At 70.5% G+C, this 21,492-nt stretch carries 22 protein-coding genes and 1 pseudogene; 12 read left to right on the top strand and 11 right to left on the bottom strand.

Annotation, left to right across the window (positions count from 1 at the left end):
- Window positions 1-166: 166 nt before the first annotated feature.
- Window positions 167-2,224, top strand: a pseudogene (locus INT49_RS18060) (glycosyl hydrolase family 95 catalytic domain-containing protein); the annotation flags it as partial.
- 12 nt (window positions 2,225-2,236) lie between these two features.
- A complete protein-coding gene (locus INT49_RS21665; RefSeq protein WP_404801959.1) occupies window positions 2,237-2,500 on the top strand; it encodes a glycoside hydrolase family 95-like protein in 264 nt (87 codons plus the stop codon).
- A 40-nt stretch (window positions 2,501-2,540) separates the two neighbouring features.
- Here the strand turns inward: INT49_RS21665 and INT49_RS18050 are convergent, their stop codons facing one another.
- The gene (locus tag INT49_RS18050; protein WP_193119134.1) at window positions 2,541-3,395 is read right to left on the bottom strand and encodes an ABC transporter ATP-binding protein; all 855 of its coding nucleotides are present in this window, start codon (window positions 3,393-3,395) and stop codon (window positions 2,541-2,543) included.
- Here INT49_RS18050 and INT49_RS21630 point away from each other — a divergent pair.
- Both INT49_RS21630 and INT49_RS18040 read left to right on the top strand, forming a co-directional pair.
- Window positions 3,304-3,822: a class I SAM-dependent methyltransferase gene (locus tag INT49_RS21630; protein WP_319021695.1), complete on the top strand. Its 519-nt coding sequence runs from the start codon at window positions 3,304-3,306 to the stop codon at window positions 3,820-3,822. The two genes, INT49_RS18050 and INT49_RS21630, sit on opposite strands and share 92 nt — an antisense overlap.
- A 4-nt stretch (window positions 3,823-3,826) precedes the next feature.
- Window positions 3,827-4,564 (top strand): HIT family protein, encoded by a 738-nt coding sequence (locus tag INT49_RS18040; protein ID WP_226850903.1) that lies wholly within the window; start codon window positions 3,827-3,829, stop codon window positions 4,562-4,564.
- A gap of 15 nt (window positions 4,565-4,579) precedes the next feature.
- On the opposite strand, the gene INT49_RS18035 is transcribed toward INT49_RS18040, so the two are convergent.
- On the bottom strand, window positions 4,580-5,281 hold the full coding sequence (locus tag INT49_RS18035; RefSeq protein ID WP_193119133.1) for an HAD family hydrolase: 702 nt from the start codon (window positions 5,279-5,281) through the stop codon (window positions 4,580-4,582).
- Complete coding sequence (locus tag INT49_RS18030) at window positions 5,278-5,796, bottom strand: hypothetical protein (protein WP_193119132.1); 519 nt, start codon at window positions 5,794-5,796, stop codon at window positions 5,278-5,280. Before INT49_RS18030 ends, INT49_RS18035 begins: the two co-directional genes overlap by 4 nt.
- A 101-nt stretch (window positions 5,797-5,897) precedes the next feature.
- Here INT49_RS18030 and uppS point away from each other — a divergent pair, with 101 nt between their 5' ends.
- The 4 genes from uppS (at window position 5,898) to INT49_RS18010 (ending at window position 10,468) form a co-directional block, all read left to right on the top strand.
- Window positions 5,898-6,632 carry a polyprenyl diphosphate synthase gene (gene uppS / locus INT49_RS18025; RefSeq protein ID WP_193119131.1) on the top strand — a complete coding sequence of 245 codons (735 nt, stop codon included), beginning with the start codon at window positions 5,898-5,900 and terminating at the stop codon, window positions 6,630-6,632.
- 83 nt (window positions 6,633-6,715) lie between these two features.
- Complete coding sequence (locus INT49_RS18020) at window positions 6,716-8,263, top strand: hypothetical protein (protein WP_319021694.1); 1,548 nt, start codon at window positions 6,716-6,718, stop codon at window positions 8,261-8,263.
- Window positions 8,264-8,329: 66 nt separating this feature from the next.
- Window positions 8,330-8,689, top strand: coding sequence for a P-loop NTPase family protein (locus INT49_RS18015; RefSeq protein WP_193119130.1), 360 nt, complete (start codon window positions 8,330-8,332; stop codon window positions 8,687-8,689).
- Window positions 8,690-8,917: 228 nt separating this feature from the next.
- A complete protein-coding gene (locus INT49_RS18010; protein ID WP_226850901.1) occupies window positions 8,918-10,468 on the top strand; it encodes an HNH endonuclease signature motif containing protein in 1,551 nt (516 codons plus the stop codon).
- Between the two features lie 24 nt (window positions 10,469-10,492).
- Here the strand turns inward: INT49_RS18010 and INT49_RS18005 are convergent, their stop codons facing one another.
- Window positions 10,493-11,383: a phytanoyl-CoA dioxygenase family protein gene (locus INT49_RS18005; protein ID WP_193119129.1), complete on the bottom strand. Its 891-nt coding sequence runs from the start codon at window positions 11,381-11,383 to the stop codon at window positions 10,493-10,495.
- Between the two features lie 55 nt (window positions 11,384-11,438).
- On the opposite strand from INT49_RS18005, the gene INT49_RS18000 reads away from it, so the two are divergent.
- The 3 genes from INT49_RS18000 (at window position 11,439) to INT49_RS17990 (ending at window position 13,833) form a co-directional block, all read left to right on the top strand.
- Window positions 11,439-12,293: a helix-turn-helix domain-containing protein gene (locus INT49_RS18000; RefSeq protein WP_193119128.1), complete on the top strand. Its 855-nt coding sequence runs from the start codon at window positions 11,439-11,441 to the stop codon at window positions 12,291-12,293.
- 141 nt (window positions 12,294-12,434) lie between these two features.
- The gene (locus INT49_RS17995) at window positions 12,435-13,070 is read left to right on the top strand and encodes a stage II sporulation protein M (protein WP_193119127.1); all 636 of its coding nucleotides are present in this window, start codon (window positions 12,435-12,437) and stop codon (window positions 13,068-13,070) included.
- 31 nt (window positions 13,071-13,101) lie between these two features.
- Entirely contained in the window at window positions 13,102-13,833 is a 732-nt protein-coding gene (locus INT49_RS17990; protein WP_193119126.1) for a MerR family transcriptional regulator, read from the top strand.
- A 63-nt stretch (window positions 13,834-13,896) separates the two neighbouring features.
- Here INT49_RS17990 and INT49_RS17985 read toward each other — a convergent pair whose 3' ends face one another.
- The 3 genes from INT49_RS17985 to INT49_RS17975 form a co-directional block, all read right to left on the bottom strand.
- Window positions 13,897-15,606, bottom strand: a complete 1,710-nt coding sequence (locus INT49_RS17985; RefSeq protein WP_193119125.1) for a ribonuclease J — start codon at window positions 15,604-15,606, stop codon at window positions 13,897-13,899.
- 209 nt (window positions 15,607-15,815) lie between these two features.
- A complete protein-coding gene (locus INT49_RS17980; protein WP_193119124.1) occupies window positions 15,816-16,295 on the bottom strand; it encodes a hypothetical protein in 480 nt (159 codons plus the stop codon).
- A 77-nt stretch (window positions 16,296-16,372) separates the two neighbouring features.
- Window positions 16,373-17,341, bottom strand: coding sequence for a dienelactone hydrolase family protein (locus INT49_RS17975; protein ID WP_193119123.1), 969 nt, complete (start codon window positions 17,339-17,341; stop codon window positions 16,373-16,375).
- 145 nt (window positions 17,342-17,486) lie between these two features.
- Here INT49_RS17975 and INT49_RS17970 point away from each other — a divergent pair, with 145 nt between their 5' ends.
- Entirely contained in the window at window positions 17,487-18,518 is a 1,032-nt protein-coding gene (locus tag INT49_RS17970) for a LacI family DNA-binding transcriptional regulator (protein ID WP_193119122.1), read from the top strand.
- On the opposite strand, the gene INT49_RS17965 is transcribed toward INT49_RS17970, so the two are convergent.
- The 4 genes from INT49_RS17965 to INT49_RS17950 form a co-directional block, all read right to left on the bottom strand.
- A complete protein-coding gene (locus tag INT49_RS17965; protein WP_193119121.1) occupies window positions 18,505-19,353 on the bottom strand; it encodes a sugar phosphate isomerase/epimerase family protein in 849 nt (282 codons plus the stop codon). The two genes, INT49_RS17970 and INT49_RS17965, sit on opposite strands and share 14 nt — an antisense overlap.
- A 101-nt stretch (window positions 19,354-19,454) precedes the next feature.
- The gene (locus tag INT49_RS17960; protein WP_319021693.1) at window positions 19,455-20,054 is read right to left on the bottom strand and encodes a TIGR03086 family metal-binding protein; all 600 of its coding nucleotides are present in this window, start codon (window positions 20,052-20,054) and stop codon (window positions 19,455-19,457) included.
- Window positions 20,051-20,581 carry an SRPBCC domain-containing protein gene (locus INT49_RS17955; protein WP_193119120.1) on the bottom strand — a complete coding sequence of 177 codons (531 nt, stop codon included), beginning with the start codon at window positions 20,579-20,581 and terminating at the stop codon, window positions 20,051-20,053. Before INT49_RS17955 ends, INT49_RS17960 begins: the two co-directional genes overlap by 4 nt.
- Window positions 20,578-20,955 (bottom strand): ArsR/SmtB family transcription factor, encoded by a 378-nt coding sequence (locus INT49_RS17950; RefSeq protein WP_193119119.1) that lies wholly within the window; start codon window positions 20,953-20,955, stop codon window positions 20,578-20,580. The genes INT49_RS17955 and INT49_RS17950 overlap by 4 nt, the downstream gene beginning before the upstream one ends.
- Window positions 20,956-21,492 lie beyond the last annotated feature (537 nt).

Below are 21,492 nucleotides of genomic sequence, written 5' to 3'. Positions count from 1 at the left end.
TCGCGGGCGGCTGCTCGGCGGGCCGGGCGATCCGCCTCGACCGTCACCCCCTCCCCGAAGGGCAACCGCTTTCCTCATCCCTAGTCAAGCATGGACGCGGCCGACGGGCAAGCGCTTGTCGGCCCTGTCGCTCCCTCGACAGCACCCGGGCGCACACCTAGGATGAATGGCAGCGGAAAGCGTTGGCCCGACCGTCGCTCACGCCGCATCCGCACCCCCAGCTCCCGGAGGAATCCCCATGTCATCGAGCATGACCATCCGTCGCCCGCGCCCGGCCTCCCGCTGGCTCGAGGCACTCCCCCTCGGCAATGGTCGGATCGGTGCGATGGTCTGGGGCGACCCCCGGCGGGCGCGCTTCAGCCTCAACGACTCCACCCTGTGGTCCGGCACCCCCACCACCACGCAGCGCTGGCTCACCTCCGCCGAGGACGCCGCACCGATCCGCGAGCGCGCCCGGGAGCTGTTCGAGGCCGGGGAGATCGCCCAGGCGCAGGCGCTGCTCGAGGGGCTCGGCGCCGCCTGGTCGCAGGCCTATCAGCCGGTCGGAGAGCTCGTGGTGACGCTGGAGCCGGAGACCCCCTCCGCTGGCTCCTCCACCGAGGACTCCGAGCGCCTCCTCGATCTCGCCCGCGGCGAGCACGTGGTGCGCACCGACGACGGCGAGCACCTCACGCTGGTCAGCGCGGCCGACGAGGTCCTCGTGCACGCCGCCCCCTGCGCCCCGGGCACCCGCTTCGCACTCGAGCTGACCTCGCCGCTGGTCGAGGAGCAGCGCACGGCCGACGCGAACGGCCTGACCGTGGTGCTGCGAGCACCGTCGGACGGCGTGCCGACGCGCCATGGCGACATGGCCGAGCTGGCCTGGGATTCCGAGGGCGCGAGCCGCGTCGCGGTCGTGGTGCGCACCCGTGCGGTCGACGAGAGGCTGCTCGTAGCCTGCGCGATCGTCACCACCTGGCAGGGCCTCGGCCAGCAGCCGGACCGTCCCCTCGCCGAGGTTCTCGCGGAGGCGACGGAGCAGGCCGAGTCCGCCCTCGCGCGCGGCGAGCAGGAGCTCCGACGCCGCCACCGGGAGGCTCCGCTGCCAGGCCTCGCGGACGTCGCCCTCGAACTGACCGGCGCCGATCCCTCCAGCACCGCGGAGGCCGAGCTGCTGTCCACGATGTTCGCCTTCGGCCGCCACCTGCTGGCCTCCGCGTCGAGGCCGGGGCTGCCGCCGGCGAACCTGCAGGGCCTGTGGAACGAGAAGGTGCTCGCACCGTGGAACTCGAACTACACCGTGAACATCAACCTCGAGATGAACCACTGGGCGGCGGGCATCGCCCACGTCCCCGGCGCGGCCGGCGCCCTCGAGGGCTATGTCGCGATGCTGCGGGAGTCCGGTCGCGAGACCGCGCGACGGCTCTACGGGGCGAGCGGCTGGACCGTGCACCACAACTCCGATCCCTGGGGCTACACCGATCCGGTCGAGGGCGACCCGAAGTGGGCGACCTGGCCGATGGGCGGGCTGTGGCTCGAGCGGGAGCTCGACTCGATCGCCTCGTTCAGCGGCGAGGATCCCGCCGTGATCGCCGAGCGTCGCCTGCCCGCGCTCCGGGAGGCCGCCGCCTTCGCCCTGGACCTGCTGCACGACGGGCCGCACGGCACCCTGGTCACCTTCCCCTCCACCTCCCCCGAGAACGAGTAGATCACCGCCGGCGGCGAGGTCGTCTCGCTCACCGAGGGCTCCGGGATGGATCGCTGGCTGCTGCGCGAGGTGCTCGAGTCCCTCGTCGCGAAGGCCCAGCTGCTGGGGCGCGCCGACGACGACGTGGCGGCCCGGGCGGCCGCCGCCCTCGAGCGGATCCCAGAGCCCCGCATCGGGACCGACGGCCGCATCCTGGAATGGCACCTGGACGGCGTGGGTGAGGTCGAGCCGACCCACCGTCACGTCTCCCACCTGGGCTTCGAGTACCCCGGCGCGCAGCATCTCGCCCCGGAGCTGTCCGAGGCGGTGGTCCGCTCGATGGAGGCCCGCGGCGATGAGGCCACCGGCTGGTCGCTCGCCTGGAAGACGTCCCTGTGGGCACGTCTGCACCGCCCCGACAAGGTCCAGGACCTCCTGCAGCTGTTCCTGCGCCCCGCCGAGACCGCGGACGGCGAGCGCAGCGGCCTGTACCCGAACCTGTTCTCCGCCCATCCCCCGTTCCAGATCGACGGCAACATCGGCATCGTCGCCGCGATCGCGGAATGCCTCGTGCAGAGCCACCGCGGCGAGATCGAGCTGCTCCCGGCCCCGGCACCGATCCTGAGCACCGGCTCCGTGCGGGGCCTGCGCGCCCGCCCCGGCATCGAGGTGGATATGGCCTGGGAGAACGGCACCCTCACCGCGCTGAGCCTGCGCGCGGTCGGGCCGGGTGCGGTCGGCATGCACCGTGTGCGATGCGGCGAGCACAGCGTCGAGGTGGAGCTCACCGACCAGAGGGCCGTACGGGTCGAGGTCGCAGCTCTGCGCGGGTAGCAGCAGCCGGGCCTCACCCCTCGGCCGGGACCTTCGGCCCCTACTTCTCCCCGGCCCGCGCAGGCACTGGGACCAGCTCCGGCATCGACGCAGCCCGCCGCGAGCCGGTCCGGGCCTGCCAGCGACCGTCGTCGACGCTGACGCGGATGGGGTGATCGAAGGTCTCCGAGACGGCTTGCGAGGTGAGGACCTCGTGGATCGGGCCGGCCGCCGTGACCTCTCCGTCGCGCAGCAGCAGGGCGTGGGTCGTGATCGGCGGGATCTCCTCGAGGTGATGCGTGACCAGGAGCGTCGTGAGGTCGGGATCGTGGATCGGGAGCTGCTCGAGGGTCTCCAGCAGCTGTTCCCGGGCGGCCACGTCCAGCCCGGTCGACGGCTCGTCCAGCAGCATCAGCTCGGGCGAGGTCATCAGCGCCCGTGCGACGAGGGTGCGCCCGCGCTCGCCCTGGGAGAGCGTCGGCCAGCGAGCGTCGGCCTTCGCCGCGAGACCGAAGGTCCCCATGAGCTCGCGCGCCCGGGCGCGCTCCGCGGCCGTGGGCTCCCAGCGCATCATCATCTCGGTGCTGCCGGTGAGCCCGGTGAGGATGACCTCCTCGATGAGCAGGGCGGACTGCAGCGGGTGGCGCGGGTTCACATGGCCGATGCGCTCGCGCAGGGCGCGCAGCTCGACCCGGCCCACGCGTTCGCCGAGCACGTCCACCGTGCCGCTCGTGGGATGACTGGTCCCGCCAGCGAGGCCCAGGATCGTGCTCTTGCCGGCGCCGTTCGCGCCGAGCATCACCCAGTGCTCGCCCTGGTGGACGGTGAAGGACACCCCGGGAAGGATCACGGCGTCGCCCCGTCGGAACGAGACGTCGGTGAAGTCCAGGACGGCCGGACTCGGGGTGGAGGGCATAGGGATTCCTTCGTGTGCTGCGGGGGCCTGCTGGCCGTCGTCGGTCCGGCCCACGATCCGCCCCGGCCGGATCGCCGAGCGCGTTCGACCACCGATCGAGACGGACAGGAGCCCTCGATCCCGCAGGTCATCCGCCGCGTGCACGACGTCCGCCCTTCGTCTGCCGGTGCTCGATGCCGGCTGCGGGACCGGCGCGGTGACGCAGCAGCTGGTCGAGCGTGGGCACGATGTGGTGGGCATCGACGGCTCCGAAGCGATGCTCACCCGCGCCCGCCGAACATCTGGGAGCTGCACCCGTGGGCGCCCGACGCCGCGAACGCCGCCAAAGCCGGCCAGAGCGCCGTGGTCGCGTGGGACGTCCAGCTCGAGCCGGAGCTCTGAGACCGGGGCTGAGGGTGGTCACGGCCGGTCGGCCATGGCACCGTAGAGGCATGCCCTTGCTGAGCGACCCTGCAGACCACGAGTCGACCGAACGCGCTCACGAGCTCGTGCGCACGGAGTTCGCGCGACGGGTCGCGCAAGGACACGGCGACGCCCCGTCGATCCATCTCGTCGCCATCGACCTGGGCCTCAGCCTGTCGGACTGCGCCGAGGCGGTCGGCCGTCCGGACCTGGTGCAGAACGGCGACATCTCCTGGAGTCTGGAATGCCTGGACCCGTCCGGCCAGCCCCCGGAGCCAGACGCTGAAGAGTCGCCCAGTTGGCGAGAGGACCGGGTGGGCAGCGCCCTGGCCGGGAGCAACCCGACGGTGCTGTCGCGCCTGCCGGGCGGCTTCGCCGTGATCGGCGACGTGCAGTTCCTCCCCGGCTACTGCGTGCTGATCACGGATCGCCCCGGGGTGGACCGGCTCTCGGCTCTCCCTCGCGTCGAGCGCTCGCGATTCCTGTCGAGCATGGACCTGCTCGGGGAGGCCGTCGAGCAGGTGTGCGCCGCGCGCGATGCCGCGTTCCGTCGGGTGAACCTCGAGATCCTCGGGAACACGGACGCGTTCCTCCACGCCCATATCTGGCCCCGCTACGACTGGGAGCCCGCCGAGCTCGTGACCCAGCCTGTCTGGCTCCACCCTCGCGAGAACTGGTCGGACCCGGCCCTGCGCCTCTCCGCGGAGCACGACGGGCTGCGCGCGGATCTGGCCGCCGCCCTCGAGTCCCTGTCGTCGTCGGCCTGAGCTGCGTCGTGCGGCTCAGACTCTGCCCAGCACCTCGTCCAGCCCGGCGATCCTCGCCGACCCGGCGAGAAGGCGACGCCGACGGTCCAGGTGGAGGGCCGGAAGTCCTGCGGCGAGCGCGCCGCGCAGGTCGTTCTCGAGGTCGTCGCCGATGTGCAGGACAGTGCCGGGGTCCGCACCGAGCGCGGTGCACACCGCCAGGTACGTGGCCGGATCGGGCTTCCTCGCCCCGAGGCGCTCGCTGGTCCAGACGCCCTCCACCCACGGGTCGAGGCCGAGCGCACGGACCTTGCGCTGCTGGCGCTCCTCGGGCCCGTTGGTGAGGATCGCGACGGGAAGGCGCCGGTCGTGCAGCGCCCGCAGCGTGGGCACGGCGTCGGCGAAACCGACCCACTCCTCCTCGTAGGCCTCGAGGAACCGGGCATAGAGGCGATCGTACTGCGCGTCGTCGACGGCTTCCGCCTCAACCGGTCGTTCGATGCGCGTGAGCAGATGCCGGATCCGCAGACGCCGATACTCAGCCCGTCCGATGTCGCCGGCGCGGAGGTGGTTTGTGAGCTGCTCGGCCATGCTCTCCCACGCGGCGGCGATCTGCGGCGTCAGCGTCCCGCCGAGCTCGTCGACCAGACGCGACAGTCCACGTCGTGCTGATTCCTGGTGATCGAACAGGGTGTCGTCGAGGTCGACGATGACCGCCTGGATCCGTGGGGCGCTCATGACCCCTCGCCCGCTTCCGGCACCTGGAGCACGAGCTGACTCTCCGGGGGCATCACGTACTCGTCGTCGCAGCGGTACCCGCGCAACCACACCGTCCCGTCCACGACCCGCAGGTAGAAGCCCTTGGGCACCTCGTGATCCTCGCTGAGCGGCACGGAGAGGACATGGAGCGCCCCGGTGGGCGCGCGCCCCGCGGAGAGCACAGCGTCAGGTGCCTGCTCCTGCCCCATCAGGGCGAGCCGCAGGAAGGGGCCGGTCCGCAGCGGGCACGGCCGAAGTCCCGCAGCGGCGGCCGCGGTCAGGATCTGCGGGAGCGTGCCGCCCTCGGGCAGTCCGAGCTCGGCGACGCTGCGCCGAGTGACCCGGATCGTCTGCTCCGTGCGATCGTCGAGCTCGCTGTACTGGAGCAGCATCTCGGCGTAGGGGTTCAGCGCGACACCTTCACCCGCCAGCGCCTCCCGCAGCGCGTCCCGGGAGAGTCCACCGAGGACCAGCTGCAGATCAGGTTCTGTCATCGGGCCAGTATCCCGTCCTGCGCACCGCGCGTCCGGTGAGGACCCTGTGGATCATCGAGCCCGGGACCGATGGAGGCCGACTGCGGACGTACCTTCGTGCCATGAGGATCGACGAGGCCACCGACGCGGCGACGAGCACACCGGCGCCGGGATCGCACCGTCCCCGGCACGTCGGACTCATCATGGATGGGAACCGACGCTGGGCCCGGAGCCAGGGCCTCGCCGACGTGAGCCTGGGGCATCAGGCCGGCGCCGAGCATCTCTCGAACGTCCTCGCCTGGCTGAGCACGCGAGGGATCGAGCACGCCAGTGTGTACGTGCTCTCCGCGGTCAACATCCGTCGGCGCGGCGCTCTCGAGCTCCGCACCCTGTTCCGCCTGATCGAGAACGTCATCCCAGCCCGTGTGCTCGCGGCCGAGCAGTGGTGCCTGCACATCAGCGGCGACCTCGATCTTCTTCCCAAGCGCACGCGAGTGGCCTTGATGGACGCGGTCGAGACGACGCGGGACCGCCCGCGGCACCTGACCCTCGCGATCGGCTACGACGCGCATGCCGACATTCTCGGCGCGGTTCGTTCAGCGGTTGTCGACCTCCCCGTCGGCGACGTGGACGCCCTCTCGGTCGATCTCATCTCCCAGCACCTTCCCGGTGGTCCGGCCAAGGAGATCGATCTGATCATCCGCACGGGAGGGGACAATCGCGCATCCGGCTTCTTTCCGTGGCAGAGCACCTCGGCCGAGCTCCATGTCGCCAGCTGTTCCTGGCCGGACTTCTCCGAGCACGATCTCGATTCCGCCCTCGCGCACTATGACGCCGTGATCTCGGCGAACACATAACGTCGAGTCGCCCGCCCGGACCAACATGTCCGGCACGGCCACGTCATTCGCCCGATGGGGCCTCCGCACGGCAGTCTGGGACGGTGACACGGAACCAGAACGCGCTCGAGGATCAGCTCCCCCGCACCCGGCGCAGCCGGCGGACCATCGCCCTCCGAGGAACGGTCTCCGTGACGGCGGCGACAGCCCTGCTCGCGAGCCTCGGCGCCTGCACGTTCTGGCAGGACGATCTCCAGGTGGACGTCGTCGACACCGCACCGACCTCGACGGTGGTACCGGACGAGGACGCCTCGCAGACCGCCCTCGCGCTGAGCGCCTCCCTGTTCACCTCGGCCGATGGCGCGATCGTCGCCACCGAGGACACCGTCGACGCCCTCGCCCCGCTCAGCGCCGCCTCCGGTCTCCCGTTGCTGATCGGCACCGATCAGGCCGTCGCCGACGAGATCGAACGCCTCGGTGCCGACACGGTCGTCACTGCGGAGGGCACCGATGTCTCGGCCCTCGGCGACGGCCTCGACGTGGTGAAGATCGATCCATCCGCCGACGATGCCGACGACCTTCCCGGGATCACCAGTGATGACGAGGCCCCCGCCCTCTCGATGTTCGTCGACCCCGATCGGACGGGCCCCGCGCAGACCGTCGCCCGTGCCGAAGTGGAGGCGGCCGGCGGCACGATCTCCGAGATGCCGGGAGGGGACCCAAGCCTCAGCAGCGACAGCGTGGCCGCGACGAAGAGCGCCGCCGGGGACGACCCGTCGGCCGGGATCCTCGCCCTCGGCACCACCTTCGGCGCGGCCGACGACTGGACAGCAGCCCTGCACACCGCTGCGACGGCCCCCGAGCTGCCCGGCGGCGGGCAGAGCGTCTTCCCCGGTCGGCGCATGATCGCCGCCTACGGATCGCCCGGGGTCCCCTCCCTCGGCATCCTCGGCGAGCAGGGCCTCGAGGAGTCCATCGACCGGGTGAAGGGCCTCGCCGACGACTACTCGGGCCTGACCGACGAACCGGTGGTCCCGGCGTTCGAGATCATCACGACCCTCGCCTCCTCCGAGCCCGGGGCCGACGGCGACTACTCCACCGAGCTCGACCCCGAGACGATCCGCGAGTGGGTCGACGCGGCCGGGGAGGCCGGGGTGTACGTCGTGCTGGATCTGCAGCCCGGCACCAGCGACTTCCTCTCGCAGGCCAAGCTCTACGAGGACCTGCTCAAAGAGCCCCATGTGGGCCTCGCGCTCGATGCGGAATGGCGGCTGAAGCCGGGACAGAAGCACCTCGCGCAGATCGGTTCGGTCTCGGCCGACGAGGTCAACGAGACCGCGCAGTGGCTCGCCGACCTCACCGCCGACAACGATCTGCCGCAGAAGGCGTTCATCCTCCACCAGTTCAGCCTCGCGATGATCTCCGATCGACAGGACGTCGACACCTCCCATCCCGAGCTCGCGATGGCGGTTCATGCGGACGGCCACGGCACGCCCGATGCCAAGCTCGAGACCTGGAACGCGCTGCAGAACGACCTGCCCGAGGGGATGTTCATGGCCTGGAAGAACTTCTACGACGAGGACACCCCGACCTTCACGCCGGAGAAGACCTACGAGGTCGAGCCGCGCCCGTGGTTCGTGTCCTACCAGTGAGCGCGCAGGCCTGAGCAGCGGCGAGCGCCCGCGCAATACCGGCCGACGGAGGAACGGGTTGCGCTGATGCACGAGCTCTTCGTGCCGCGTGAGGCCTGGGTGCTGTCGGGGTCGATGCTCGAATGGGGCGGGAGCGTCCTCGCGCAGTGCGATGCCTTCGTGTTCCTGACCCTGGATCCGCAGGAGCGGCTGCGACGACTCGAGGCGCGCGAGTCCGTGCGCCGGGAAGGCCAGGAGATCGATCAGGTCGCCTGGACGGAGTTCCGCGACTGGGCGGTGGGCTACGATGACCCGAGCTTCACCGGGCGCAGTCGGGCAGGCCACGAGCAATGGCTCAGCCGCCAGGCACAACCCGTGCTGCACCTGGACAGCGCCCAGTCCATCGAGCTGCTCGTCGACGCCGTGCTGAGCTGGGACCCGCGGTAGTGACACGTGGCGGTGACCCGTTGCAGCCCTTGCCGCAGATTCTCCGTCCGCGCTCGCCGCAATCCCCGAGAACACCTTTCCTCCACACAGGGTGGTTATCCACAGATTCATCCACATCGGAGATAACGCTGGACCCGCGAGCCGGAACCTTCTAGAATAGAAGGAGTTGCAGAACATTCATTGTCGAATTCTGAACGACCGGGGAGGGGCGTCGACACGATGACGATCATGACGCAGCCACCCGCTGGCACGGAGCCGCCTGAACCCGTGGTCCGCGCCCGCAAGCCCCTGGATCCCGAGGAGTTCGCCGCCCGTTCCTTCATGGAGCCGGGGTGCCTCGAGGCGCATCTGGCGCAGGAGCTGTTCGCCGCCCAGCAGGCGGAAGCCCGCGCCTACGCAGAGCACCTCCGGAGGGTGGCGATGTTCTGGGACGAGTCCAGCGATGATGGCGACCTGTACGCGATCCTCGTCGCCGACGCCCGGCGGATCACCGTCAACCAGGCCAGCACGCAGCTGCATGCCGCCTACACCGCGGTCACGGGCTTCCCGCACACCCTCGCCCGGCTCGAGGCCGGAGACCTCCCGGCCCACTGGTTCGAGCTGATGCTCCGGCGCGTCCGCCGCCTCACCCCGGACCAGTGCCGGCAGGTCGATGACCGCGTCTCCGCCTGGGACCTCGCCAACATCCCCTCCGACCGATTCACCCGGGAGCTGGGCAAGCTGATCGCCTGGTTCGGCGCGGCCGCTGTCCGCGAAACCCCTGCTGAGCAGCGCAATGTCGGGCTCGAGGTCAACCGCGATCACGACGGAACCGCCCGCCTCGCCATCACCGGACCGGTCCACGAGATCGTCGGCCTCTCGCACCGTCTGGACGCCGCCGCGCGCGCCGTCCAGAACGACCAGCGCCACGCCGTCGACGAAGGCCGCCCGGCGCCGTTCGACATCGACGGCGATGTCGCCCGCGACGGCCACCACATGACGCTTGCGGCCCTGCGGTACGCGATCCTCACCCGCACCATGCTCGACACCGCGGGCGTCGAGGTACCCGGAAGCCGGTTCCGACTCCAGGTCGTCGTCCCCGCCATGACTCTGCTCGGCGAGTCCGACGCCCCCGGCACGATCGACGGCACGATCCCGCTGCCCGCTCCTATGGCCCGCCACCTCGCGGCCGGCGAGCCCACCTGGTACAGGATCCTCACCGATCCGTCCGACGGCACCTTCCTCCCTCTTCCACCGACGAGGTATTCGCCGACGACCACGATGCAGGAGCATCTCCGCCTGCTCGATCCGGTCTGCGCCGTTCCCGGGTGCACCAGAAATGTCTGCACCGTCGGGGAATCCGATCATATCGAAGAATACGATCACGATAATCCAGAGAAGGGCGGCCAGACCTCCATCGAGAATCTCCATCGATTGTGCTGGAAACACCACATGATGAAGACGCGAGGGCTTCTCGATCCGGTTCGCGGCCCGGATGGCAGCACGACATGGCATATCGGCGAGATCGAACGCCTGAGCGCCCGGCAGAACCGCGACCTGCTCACTCCGGAGATCGCCGCCGCCCTCCAGCATTCGTGGGATGTCTACGAAGAGATGCTCGCATGGGATGACGCCCGGTGGCGTGGGCTTCTCCAGGACGCCGAGTCACCGGCCCCAGCACCGGTTCCGGTTCCGGAACCGGAGCCGGAACCGGACCGGTCGTCGATCCCACTTGCCGATGTCGTGCCGGTCAGGGTCCCGTACACGGATCCGGCAACGTACCCCGACCCTCCGTTCTGAGGGTCGACGCAGGCCCCCTCGCCCTCAGTGGTTCCGCGCCACCCAGCCCTCGCCGCACTCGCCGCCGTTCTCTGCGGTCTCGATCCTCACCTCATCGCCCTCCGCGTCGAGGAGCGGCTGGTACATGGACGCCACCTCTCGACTGCCCTCGGGGATGTAGTGGAAGATCAACGAGCGCCGGAAGCGGTCGGCGCTGGAGTTGGGCTTCGAGCCGTGCACGAGGCTGCCGTGGAAGATCAGCATGTCGCCGGCCTTCATGTCCGTCTGCACGACGCGGAGGTGGTCGGGGATGCTCACGGTGATCGAGGTGAACGACTCGGTCGCATCGGCCTCCTCCGGGCAGACGATCTCGTAGCGGTGCGTGCCGGGGACGACGCCCAGCGCACCGTTCTCGGCGTCGCAGTCGTCCACCGCGATCCAGGCCGCGATGCAGGTCTCGGGATGCGACTGCAGGAAGAGGTTGTCCTGGTGCATGGCCTGGCCGCGAGCCCCGGCGGGCTTGAAGTAGAACATCGACTGCGCCGCCCACACCGGCCCCACCGTCTCGACGACCCGGCCCATCACCCGCTGCTCCAGCAGCCAGTGCCTCGCCAGCACGCCCGGTGCGTGCTCACCGCGGTGCGGCTGGATCATGCGCGGGTAGGCGTGCAGGGGATCGCCGTCCTCCGTCTCGTCGAAGGCCCCGCCCTCGCCGTCGGTCTCGATGTGGGTGGTGAACGTGTCGCGGAGCTCGGCGATCTCCTCGGCGCTCAGCACCCCGCGCAGATGCACCGCTCCCCCGCCCTCGTACGCCGCCGCCAGCTGGTGCGGCGTCGCGACGGCGGCATCGAGGATCACGAGTTCCGACGCATCGGCCGTCCCGGTGTCCGCGGTCAGGCTGAGTCCCTGTGCAGTGGTTCCCTGAATAGTGGTCATGGTGTCAGTCTGGTTCCCTGGGCCACCACGGACCAGGTGATCGGAGGTCACGGACATGGACGATCCTGCTGTGCGTCGTCAGGTAGCGCCGGTCGAGGTGCCGCCCCCGGAGACCGGACGGGTGCTGGCCGGCGAGTTCCACCAGGACGCCGGCTATCACGTGCGCCGCACCCGGGGCACCGCGGACTGGCTGCTGCTGCACACCGTCGGCGGAGGCGGACTCGTGCGCACCTCCGAGACCCACGTGCTGGCCACGGAGCCCGGCGAGGCCGTGCTGCTGCATCCCGGCACGCTGCACGACTACGGCACCGATCCTGCCGCCGGGCACTGGCACCTGCTGTACTGCCACGTCCACCCGCCCGCGACCTGGCTGGCCCTGCTGGACTGGCCCGAGGCGGTATCCGGTGGGTCCGCATCCGGTATCGGTCGCATCCGTCTCGGCGCGGAGGTGTCCGCGCGCGTGCAGCAGCAGCTGCGCGGGGCCGCCCGAGCCACGCGCCTCGCCGTCGGCCGCCCCGAGCTGTTCGCCCTCAACGCGATCGAGGCGGCCCTGCTCTGGTACGACACCCAGAACCCGCGGCAGCGCCAGCTCGACGAACGCGTGCTGAGGGTGCTCGAGCACCTCGATGCGCACCTCACCGAGGATCTCGATATCGCGCGCCTCGCGGACGTCGCCCACCTCTCCCCCTCCCGTCTCTCGCACCTGTTCACCGCGCAGGTGGGCACGCCGATCTCGCGGTACATCGAGGCGCAGCGGATGGAGCTCGCCGCCCGGCTGCTGGAGATGACGGGAGAGCCGATCTCGGAGGTGGCCCGGCGCGTGGGGTTCCGTGATGCGCTGTACTTCTCGCGCCGCTTCCGGGCTCTGCAGGGCGCGAGCCCGTCGGCCCATCGCGCGCGGCACCGCTGATCGCACGTAGTCCCTCTTCGCCTGCGCGGGGACGCACGAGAGTGATCAGCGAGAGAGTCTTGACCCTGTGGTGGGAACATGGTTTCTGATCGAGGCGCGCCGTGGCGAACGCACGGCCCACCTCGAACCCGGAGCCCGCCCATGACACCCCTGCACACCGTGCGCGCCCCGCTCGCCCCGTTCCAGCTCCTCCGCACGCACCTCCGCCCCTACCTGCTCCTCAACGCCTTCGCCTACGGGCTGCTCCTGCTCGGCATGGCGCTCGGCCTGCTGTTCCCCGGCCTCAGAGCGGCGACCATCGGAGCGATGGACGCCAGCGGCGACACCGACCTGGTGCTCTCGATCATCAGCAGGCCGTGGCTGTTCGCGGCCGTGATCTTCGCGGTGAACATCGGCCGGATCGCGCTCTCCTCGATCCTGCTGCCCTCCCTGCTCGTGCCCTTCTCCGGCATCGTCGTCTTCGCCTACTTCGCCCTGCGGTCCGGCATCACCCTCGCACCGGTCGACCACGTGACCGCGATGACCCTCATCCAGCACTCCCTCACCATGCTCATCGAGTTCCAGGCCTACATCCTCCTGCTGCTCGGTGCCTATCTCCTGGGCAGGTCGTGGCTGTGGCCGGCGACCGTCGAGGCCCCGACGAGGCGCCAGGGATGTGCTCGCGGACTGCGGCTCATCGGCCGTCTCGCACTGCCCGCGCTCGTGCTGTTCGTCGTCGGCGCGATCTATGAGGCCTTCTCCCTCAGATACTTCGTGCCCCTCGTCGTCACGGGCTGACCTGCCACCCCGCACCCGGAAGGATCATCAGATGGCGTGGAGCACGCAGCAGCTCGCCACGATCGCGAACACCACGGTGAACACGGTGCGGCACTACCACCGCATCGGCCTGCTCCCCCAACCCGAGCGGTCCGGCAACGGCTACAAGCGCTACGGGATCCCTCATCTGGTGCGGCTGCTGCGGATCCGTCGCCTCCGCGAACTGGGGATCGCGCTCACGCAGATCGCCGCGATGGACCACGACGATGCGGCCTCCCTCGACGAGCTGCGGTCCCTCGACGCGGAGCTGAGCACGACGATCGAACGCCTGACGCGGGTGCGCGCGGAGCTGGCGCTGCTCCTCGCCCACGAGGTACCGGCGCAGACCCCGCCCGGCTTCGCGGAGATGGCCCAGGAGTTCTCCCCGAGGCAGCAGTCCCTGCTCGCGGTCTACGCGACCGTCTTCGACGAGCCGACTCTGGAGGCGTTCCGTCGGGCGCTGTCCGACCCGGATCCGACCGACGAGGAGTTCGACCGTCTTCCCGCGGACGCGACCGACGCCGACGTCGCCGACCTCGCCCGACGCATGGCACCGGCAGCGCGACGGCAGCGACGCGACCACCCCGAGCTGGTCGATGCCGCCGAACGCTCGCCCCACGGGGAGGCCGCCGCCGGGCTCATCCTGGCGCACGCCGTGGTCGAGCTGTACAACCCGGCGCAGCTGCGCGTGCTGCAGCGCCTGGACCAGATCCGCCAGGATGACGCACCGGCAGATCGCCCCTGACGGCGAAGGCCCCTCCGGCGCCGCCGCGGGGCGGGCTGGAGGGGCCTTACGAGATACCGGTGATCAGGCGTCGACCACGACCGCCATGACGGCCGGCTCACGACGGTAGGTGCGTCGCAGGTAGCCGCTGACGGCCTCCACGATGATCTCCTCGAGCTGGCCGATGTCATCGATCTTGTCGTCCTTGGCGCGCTTGAGCGCCTTGTCGACCTGGGCCGATGCGCCCTCGAAGGTCTTGTCGTCGTGCACGAAGCCCTTGGTGATGAACTCGAGCGGCTCGGTCGGCTGGTTGGTCTTGGGATCGATCAGCGCCACGACGGTGACGACGCCGCCGCCGCTGAGCAGACGACGCTCGGCGAGGGTGTCCTCAGTGGCGGTGCCGATGGTCTGACCATCGACGTAGACCAGCCCGGCCTCGACCTTGCCGGAGATCTTCGCGCGGCCGTCCACCAGGTCGACCGTCGTCCCGTCCTGCGCGACGACGATGCGGTCCTCGGGGACACCGGTGCGACGAGCGAGCTCGGCGTTGGCGTGCATGTGCTTGGACTCGCCGTGCACCGGCATGACGTTGCTGGGGCGCACGATGTTGTAGCAGTACACGAGCTCGCCGGCGCTGGCGTGGCCGGAGACGTGGACCTTGGCATTGCCCTTGTGGACGATGTTCGCGCCGAGATCGGTGAGCTTGTTGATGATCCCGTAGATCGCGTTCTCGTTGCCGGGGATCAGCGAGCTGGCCATCAGCACGGTGTCGCCCTCGCCGACGCGGATCTGGTGGTCGCCGTTGGCCATGCGCGCGAGCGCGGCCATCGGCTCACCCTGCGAACCGGTGCAGATCAGCGTGATCTTGTGGTCCGGCATCGACTGGATCTTGCGGAAGTCCACCACGAGACCCTTGGGGATGGTCAGGTAGCCGAGGTCGCGGGCGATGCCCATGTTGCGCACCATCGAGCGGCCCACGAAGGCGACCTTGCGGCCGTTGGCGTGAGCGGCGTTGAGCACCTGCTGGATGCGGTGCACGTGGCTGGCGAAGCTGGAGACGATGATCCGTCGCGGCGAGGTGGTGAACACCTGATCGATCGCGGGGTTCAGATCACGCTCGGACATCGTGAAACCGGGGACCTCGGCGTTCGTGGAGTCCGTGAGGAAGAGGTCCACACCCTCCTCGCCGAGGCGCGCGAAGGCGCGCAGGTCGGTGATGCGATCGTCCAGCGGGAACTGGTCCATCTTGAAGTCGCCGGTGTGCAGCACCATGCCCGCCTTGGTGCGGATCGCGACCGCGAGGGCGTCGGGGATGGAGTGGTTGACCGCGACGAACTCGAGGTCGAACGCGCCCATCTTGCGGTGCTCCCCCGCCTCGACCTGGATGGTCTTCGGGGTGATGCGGTGCTCCTTGAGCTTGGCCGTGATGAAGGCCAGGGTCAGCTCGGAGCCGATCAGGGGGATGTCGGCCCGCTCCTTGAGCAGGTACGGCACTCCGCCGATGTGGTCCTCGTGCCCGTGGGTGAGCACGATGGCCTCGATGTCGTCGAGGCGGTCACGGATGGACGTGAAGTCCGGCAGGATCACGTCGATGCCGGGCTGGTGCTCCTCGGGGAAGAGCACGCCGCAGTCGACGATGATCAGCTTGCCGCCGAACTCGAACACGGTCATGTTGCGCCCGACCTCGCCGAGGCCGCCGAGCGGCGTGATGCGCATGCCGTTCTTGGGCAGGCGCGGGGGCGCGGTGAGCTTGCGATGGGCAGACGCTACGGAAGGTGCTGCGGAGGAGGGCATAGAAGCATCTCGATTCGTTGAAGGGTCAGGGTCTCAAGACTCGGGTGTCGCGCGCGTCGCAGAGCTCGCAGCAGCGTTCACAGCATTTACCGTACGGCAGTGAGGGCCATCTGGCCGACGACATCCCGCAAGGGGAGACAATCGCCATGGCCGGGCCGGAGCCGCCGACGCTCCTGCGCACGGCTCTGGAGCGCGCCGGAGACCGAGGATCAGTCGGCGCGCACGTGCGCCAGGAGCAGCCCGATCGGGATGCTGACCAGCGTCACGACCAGCACAGCCCGATAGGTCCACAGCGCCCAGGCCGGGCCGTGACCGCCGCGGCCCACGGCGCGGATCATGAGGGCGAGCGTGACCACGAGCAGCAGCCCGCCGCCGTCGACGATCAGGGGCGCGGTCAGCAGGGTCCCCGCGATCACGGCGAGGCATCCCAGGTTCCAGGTGAGCGCCTCGGCCACGAGGGTCCGGGCCGACGGGCCCCGCGGGGCCAGCGCGTGCTGGGCGATCCCGAGCGCCGCCTGGAGCACTCCGCCCACGAGCACCTGGAAGGCGGCGGACCAGGAGCCGTGCTCCAGACCCAGCGGGCCGGTCACCGCGGCGACCAGGCCGCCGGTGATCACCCAGAGCAGCGCGAGGCCGCGGAACAGCAGATCGTCCCGGAAGCCGCCCGGGGCGCGGAGATCACCAGTCATGGTCCGTATTCTCCTGCGGCCGACGGGGCGGACGGGGACCGCCGGCCGGCACTGAGACCACCCAGGCACGCAGTCGCTCAGGCGAGCCGCTCCACCAGGGCGTCGAGGGAGCGCTCGGCCCGGAAGGCGTGCCCGCCGTCGGTGACCACGAGCTCCGGCGGCGTCGCGCCGTGCTCCTCCCAGACGCCCTCGAGCCGCGCGTAGGCGGCCCGGGTGGCCGCGATCGGGAAGATGCGGTCCTGCTCCCCCGCCTCGAGGATCAGCGGGCGCGGGGCGATCAGGGCGGCGATGTCCGCCATCTCCAGCTCGGGCAGCAGGCCCGGGATGATGTTGCAGGGACAGTGGCGGATCGAGCACAGGCTCGCCTCGAAGGTACAGAAGTAGGTCGCGACCAGGGCCGCCGCGATCGACGGATCCACCGCGGCGAGCAGCAGCGCGACCGCTCCGCCGCCGGAGCCGCCGGCCACGCCGACCCGGTCGGGGTCCACCCCGGGGAGCCGGCGCAGTGCCTGGACGGCGGCCTGCGCATCGGCCGCACGGTGCCCCATGACGGGCCGCCCGTGCAGGAGATGCCGGGCCGCGTCGATGCCGCAGGTGTTGTCGGTGGGCTCGTAGGGCTCCGCGCCGTCGGCCTGCGCGAACCGCCGCCTGCCGAAGCTGACCATCTCCGGGCACAGCACCGTGAACCCGGCTCGGGCCAGCTTGTGGGCGAGGCCGTCGTGATAGTCGTCGACCGGATCCTGGGCCACCAGATCGTCGATGCCCCGGCCGTGCCCGGCCACCAGCACGACGCCGGCGCCGGTGGCGACATCGGGCGCCGGGCGCAGGAGGTGGGCGGGGATCGAGTCGCCGTCGGCGGTGAGGACCTGCACCAGAGCCGGTTCGGGGGCCAACGCCGACCGGCTCGCCGCGGGGGCCTCCGTCGGCCCGAGGAGCTCCGCGACGCCGGTCCCCCCGTCGGACCCGCCATCGTGCTCGTCGACCAGACCGAGGAGGACGCGCAGTCGGCCGCGCAGCAGCTCAGGATTCGTGGACCGACCGGCCATTGCGTTCTCCTCGACAGCGGGGATGATGGCGCGGTACCGGGATCGGCCTGTTCGCCTCGAACGATTCCATAGTGCACCATGCACTCCATGACCCTCGGGAGGGTCCCCGCCCGATCACCCTGGACCACGAAGGACGTGAGGCCCGATGCCCCGGCGCAGCGCATCGCCCACCATCACCCAGGTCGCCGAGGCGGCAGGGGTCTCCCGCGCGACGGTGTCGCGGGTCCTCAACGGCAGCACCCGGGTCGATCCGGGGATCGCGATCCGGGTCCGGGAGGCCGCAGGCACCCTGCGATACCGCCCGAACCTCACGGCGCGGAACCTGTCCACCGGCCGCACCCTCACGATCGCCCTGGTCATCCCCGATCTGGGGAACCCGATGTTCCAGGTCATCCTGCGCGGGATCTCGCGCGCCGCCGAGGCGGACGGCTACAGCGTGCTCGTGGCGGAGGTCGCCTCCCCGGAACGCGAGGCGGCCATCGCCCGGGACGCGCGCCGGCAGTGCGACGCCGTCGTCCTGGTCTCCCCACGGATGGACGACCAGGTCCTCGACGAGCTCGTGGAACAGATCTCCCCGGTGGTGCTGGTGAACCGGCGCACGACCGACCCGCGCTTCGCCTCGGTCGGGATCGACTACGCCGCCGGGATGAAACAGCTGGTCGAGCACCTCGTGGGATTCGGGCATCGCGATCTGCTCTATGCGTCCGGTCCCCCGCGCAGCGTGGCGAACCGCGAACGGCTGACCGCTCTGCACGCCCTGGTCGACGCGGCTCCGGCCCTGACCCTGCGATCGATCCGCTGCGGATCCGGACTGGCCGACGGATACCGGGTGGCTGCAGAGGTCCTCGACTCCGGGGCCACGGCAGTCCTCGCCTTCAACGACCTCGTCGCGCACGGCCTCCTCACGCGGATGCACGAGCTGGGGGTCGATGTCCCGCGCGATCTCTCCCTCACCGGCTTCGACGGGATCGAGCTGTCGCGCGTCCTCAATCCGCACATGACCACAGTCGGTCAAGAGGAGCTGGACGCCGGAACGGTCGCGTGGACGCTGCTGCGCCGCCGCATCCAGCGGTCCGACGCGCAGGGACGCCCCGAGCAGGACGACGCCCGCGACGACGTCCTGCTCGAACCGCAGATCATCATCGGCGACAGCACCGGTCCGGTCACTTCCCGGTGACGGCCCGATCCAGCCGCGCCGAGATATCGGCGAGGACCTCGTCGACCGGCTGCTCGGCGAGGGACTTCATGAAGGGCTCGACCTTCACCGGGCCGGTGTAGCCGGCGGCGTGGACGGCGCCCATGAACCCGGCCAGGTCGATGACGCCGGTGTCGTAGGGCAGGCGACGGTCGAGATCCTGCTGCTGGTCGCGCTCGCGATCGGCGCGGGCGTCGTTGATGTCCACCGAGACGATGTCGGCGTCGGTGAGACCGGCCAGGTCCTCGGCGCTCTCCCCGGCGGTGTACCAGTGGTAGCTGTCCAGGATGATCCCGACGTTCGTGGCGCCGGAGTCGGCGATCAGCTCGCGGGCCTCGCGCAGGGAATGGATGAACGGGTAGCGCTCGGTGGACCAGAAGGTCTTCGGGCCGATGTACTCCAGGCCGATCCGCATCCCGGCGTCGGCCAGCAGTTCGCTGACCAGGGCCAGGCGGCCCACGTGCAGGCGCCAGTTGCGCAGGTAGTCGAGGTCGTCGTGCATCGGCCGCATCCAGGTGCCCACGCGGGTCACGCCCGCCGCCCGGAGCAGCTCGAGGGACTCGGGGAGGTCCACGAGGGCCTGGCGGAACTCCGCGGCAGGGGCATCCAGCGGGACGGGCAGGCCGGCCATCCCCCACTCGAGGCCCTTCTCCTGCACGGCGGCGGCATGCTCGGCGACGGCGGCCGTGCCGCCCAGGGTGCGGAAGTGGCCCAGATCGGGATCGACTCCTCCGAAGCCGTGCCGCGCGGCGAGGTCGATCGAGGTGGTGTGGTCCAGGGGAAGGCCGAGTGCGCCGGCCGAGAGATTCGAGAACATCCGGAAAGCCTATGCCCGAATCCTTCCCACGTGGTGATCCGGGGCACACTGTCCGCCAGGTGGGATAGACCGTCAGCAGCGCGGTCCGGCCGCCGACGGGGTCACGCCGGCGGCGGAGTCCACCTCGGGTCGCGGCCGAGGAAGGCGAACAGCTTCTCCTGCTCGGTGGCGTCGGCCGGGACCGGCTGCTGCTGCCCGAACTGGCCGGTGGGGCGCAGATACTCCTCCGCCGCACTCATCCCGACGTAGGCGTCGTGGACCATGCCGGGGTCGAGGCGATCATCCTGCCCCGAGGAGCGGGCGAGGTCCCAGGTGTGGAAGAAGACGTCACCGGTGAAGAACTCGTCGATCACCCCGGGCAGCGGCCGATCCGATCCCGTGTGCGGGTTCGAATGCAGGTGCCGGTCGGCAGCGGGATCCGCGAAGAGAGCGTGGAGCTGGTTGTCGAGATGGGTCCACGCGCCGACAGGATCCTGCTCGGCCGACGGCCCCTCCTCGAAGCGGAACGTCGAGCCGCCGTGGATCATCGCCGGCAGCCAGGTGACGAGGTGGCCCACGACGTCCCGGGCACGCCACTCCGCGACGGGGGTGGGGGCGTCCCAGTCGGTGACGCCATCGACGGTCGCGGTGAAGCCGGAAGCGATCGCCCGGTACTTCTCCGCGGGAGGCAGCTGGGTCAGAGGCGTGCCGGTGGCGTTCACCGGGCGCCTCCTGCGGTGGCGTCGGCCGCCAGGAGCTCGTCGAGCGCGGCGTAGCCCTCGTGGATCCCCACGTCCATGCCGCTGTCGAGCATCTGCCCGCGCCCCTCGAAGGAGTCGAAGAGCGAGGTGCTGCGCATCCGGGTCCAGCCGCCGCCGAGGTCCTCGAGGCGCATGGTCTCCAGAGAGACGCCGTCGGGCCAGCCGTCGAAGGCGAAGGTCTGGACGATGCGATCCTCGGCGACCTCGTGGAAGCTGCCGTGGAAGGCGTACTCCTCGCCGCTGACGCGGTCGATGTTGGTGAACGCCCAGGCCCCGCCGGTGCGGGCGTCCCAGAGATCGATGCGCGTGGAGAGCGCCTCGGGCCCCACCCATCGCGCGTACAGCTCGGGGTCGGTGTGGGCGCGCAGCAGCTGGGCGGGCGTGGTGCGGAAGTCCCGGACGATGCGGATCAGGGGGACCTCGGGGTCCGCCTCGATGGTGGCGGTGGTCAGGCGATCGGTGGGGTTCGGGTGCTCGGTGGGGTTCATGGCGTGCGCTCCGGGGTGTCGGTGCTGCTCGGGTCATGGAGGTCCGGGCCATGGAAGTCCGGATCGTGGAGGAGAGCGTCGAGGCGGGAGAGGCGTGCCTCGGCGGCGATGCGGTGGCGATCGATCCACCTGGTCAGCTCCCCCAGCACCTCGGCATCGAGGTGGACGGGGCGCCGTTGGGCGTCGCGCCGACGGGTGACGAGGCCCGCCGATTCGAGGACCGTGATGTGCTTGCTCACGGCCTGCAGGGACATGGCGTAGGGGGCGGCGAGCTCGCCGACGGTGGCGTCACCGAGGGTGAGGCGCGAGACGAGGTCCCGTCGCGTGGGGTCGGCGAGGGCCGCAAAGGCTCTCGACAGGGTGTCGTCGTCCATCCCTCCCTTTCTCAACTGGTTGGTTGACAAGAGGAGGCTACGCCGCCGGAGCAGCGTAGTCAACCATGCGGTTGACTACGGCCTTCCGAGAGATGGGAGCGCTGGGCGATCTCCCGTCGCCGAGGCCCTCTCCCGCCGCCGAGGTCCTCTCCCGCCGCCGAGGTCCCCTCCCGCCGCCGTGAGGAGTTCGAGACGCAGCAGGTGGGGCTGGCCACCGTGGAGCGGCTCCTCGCGCACCGTGGATCCTTCGGCCGGCTGACTCGAACTCCACGCCGCCTCTCACCGGACCGTGCTCAGAAAGGTTCCCTCCTGGTGGAACCTTTCTGAGCACATCCACGCGAGGCCGCACAAGGCCGCCGGGCCGTGCACGAAAAGGTTCCACGCAGGTGGAACCTTTTCGAGCACAGCTGATCCGGCGGCGGATCGGGTCCAGGCTTCGCGCGCCGGGCACCAGATCTCCGGAGCTCGGAACTCGGGGCTCGGAGCCCAGAGCCCAGAGCCCAGAGCCCAGAGCCCAGAGCCCAGAGCCCAGAGCCC

The organism is Brachybacterium tyrofermentans (assembly GCF_014897585.1).
Lineage (GTDB): Bacteria > Actinomycetota > Actinomycetes > Actinomycetales > Dermabacteraceae > Brachybacterium > Brachybacterium tyrofermentans.
Note: the sequence above shows the minus strand (reverse complement) of the source record. Positions and strands in the feature narration are given on the sequence as shown.

Coding starts and splice junctions, on each gene's coding strand:
- INT49_RS18030 (WP_193119132.1), bottom strand. CDS start 5,796: ATGACAGAACCTGATCTGCAGCTGGTCCTCGGTGGACTCTCCCGGGAC.
- INT49_RS18010 (WP_226850901.1), top strand. CDS start 8,918: ATGACGCAGCCACCCGCTGGCACGGAGCCGCCTGAACCCGTGGTCCGC.
- INT49_RS18005 (WP_193119129.1), bottom strand. CDS start 11,383: ATGACCACTATTCAGGGAACCACTGCACAGGGACTCAGCCTGACCGCG.
- INT49_RS17990 (WP_193119126.1), top strand. CDS start 13,102: ATGGCGTGGAGCACGCAGCAGCTCGCCACGATCGCGAACACCACGGTG.
- INT49_RS18035 (WP_193119133.1), bottom strand. CDS start 5,281: ATGAGCGCCCCACGGATCCAGGCGGTCATCGTCGACCTCGACGACACC.
- uppS (WP_193119131.1), top strand. CDS start 5,898: ATGAGGATCGACGAGGCCACCGACGCGGCGACGAGCACACCGGCGCCG.
- INT49_RS18015 (WP_193119130.1), top strand. CDS start 8,330: ATGCACGAGCTCTTCGTGCCGCGTGAGGCCTGGGTGCTGTCGGGGTCG.
- INT49_RS17975 (WP_193119123.1), bottom strand. CDS start 17,341: ATGGCCGGTCGGTCCACGAATCCTGAGCTGCTGCGCGGCCGACTGCGC.
- INT49_RS17980 (WP_193119124.1), bottom strand. CDS start 16,295: ATGACTGGTGATCTCCGCGCCCCGGGCGGCTTCCGGGACGATCTGCTG.
- INT49_RS17955 (WP_193119120.1), bottom strand. CDS start 20,581: ATGAACCCCACCGAGCACCCGAACCCCACCGATCGCCTGACCACCGCC.
- INT49_RS17985 (WP_193119125.1), bottom strand. CDS start 15,606: ATGCCCTCCTCCGCAGCACCTTCCGTAGCGTCTGCCCATCGCAAGCTC.
- INT49_RS17970 (WP_193119122.1), top strand. CDS start 17,487: ATGCCCCGGCGCAGCGCATCGCCCACCATCACCCAGGTCGCCGAGGCG.
- INT49_RS17995 (WP_193119127.1), top strand. CDS start 12,435: ATGACACCCCTGCACACCGTGCGCGCCCCGCTCGCCCCGTTCCAGCTC.
- INT49_RS18040 (WP_226850903.1), top strand. CDS start 3,827: ATGCCCTTGCTGAGCGACCCTGCAGACCACGAGTCGACCGAACGCGCT.
- INT49_RS17965 (WP_193119121.1), bottom strand. CDS start 19,353: ATGTTCTCGAATCTCTCGGCCGGCGCACTCGGCCTTCCCCTGGACCAC.
- INT49_RS17950 (WP_193119119.1), bottom strand. CDS start 20,955: ATGGACGACGACACCCTGTCGAGAGCCTTTGCGGCCCTCGCCGACCCC.
- INT49_RS18000 (WP_193119128.1), top strand. CDS start 11,439: ATGGACGATCCTGCTGTGCGTCGTCAGGTAGCGCCGGTCGAGGTGCCG.
- INT49_RS18050 (WP_193119134.1), bottom strand. CDS start 3,395: ATGCCCTCCACCCCGAGTCCGGCCGTCCTGGACTTCACCGACGTCTCG.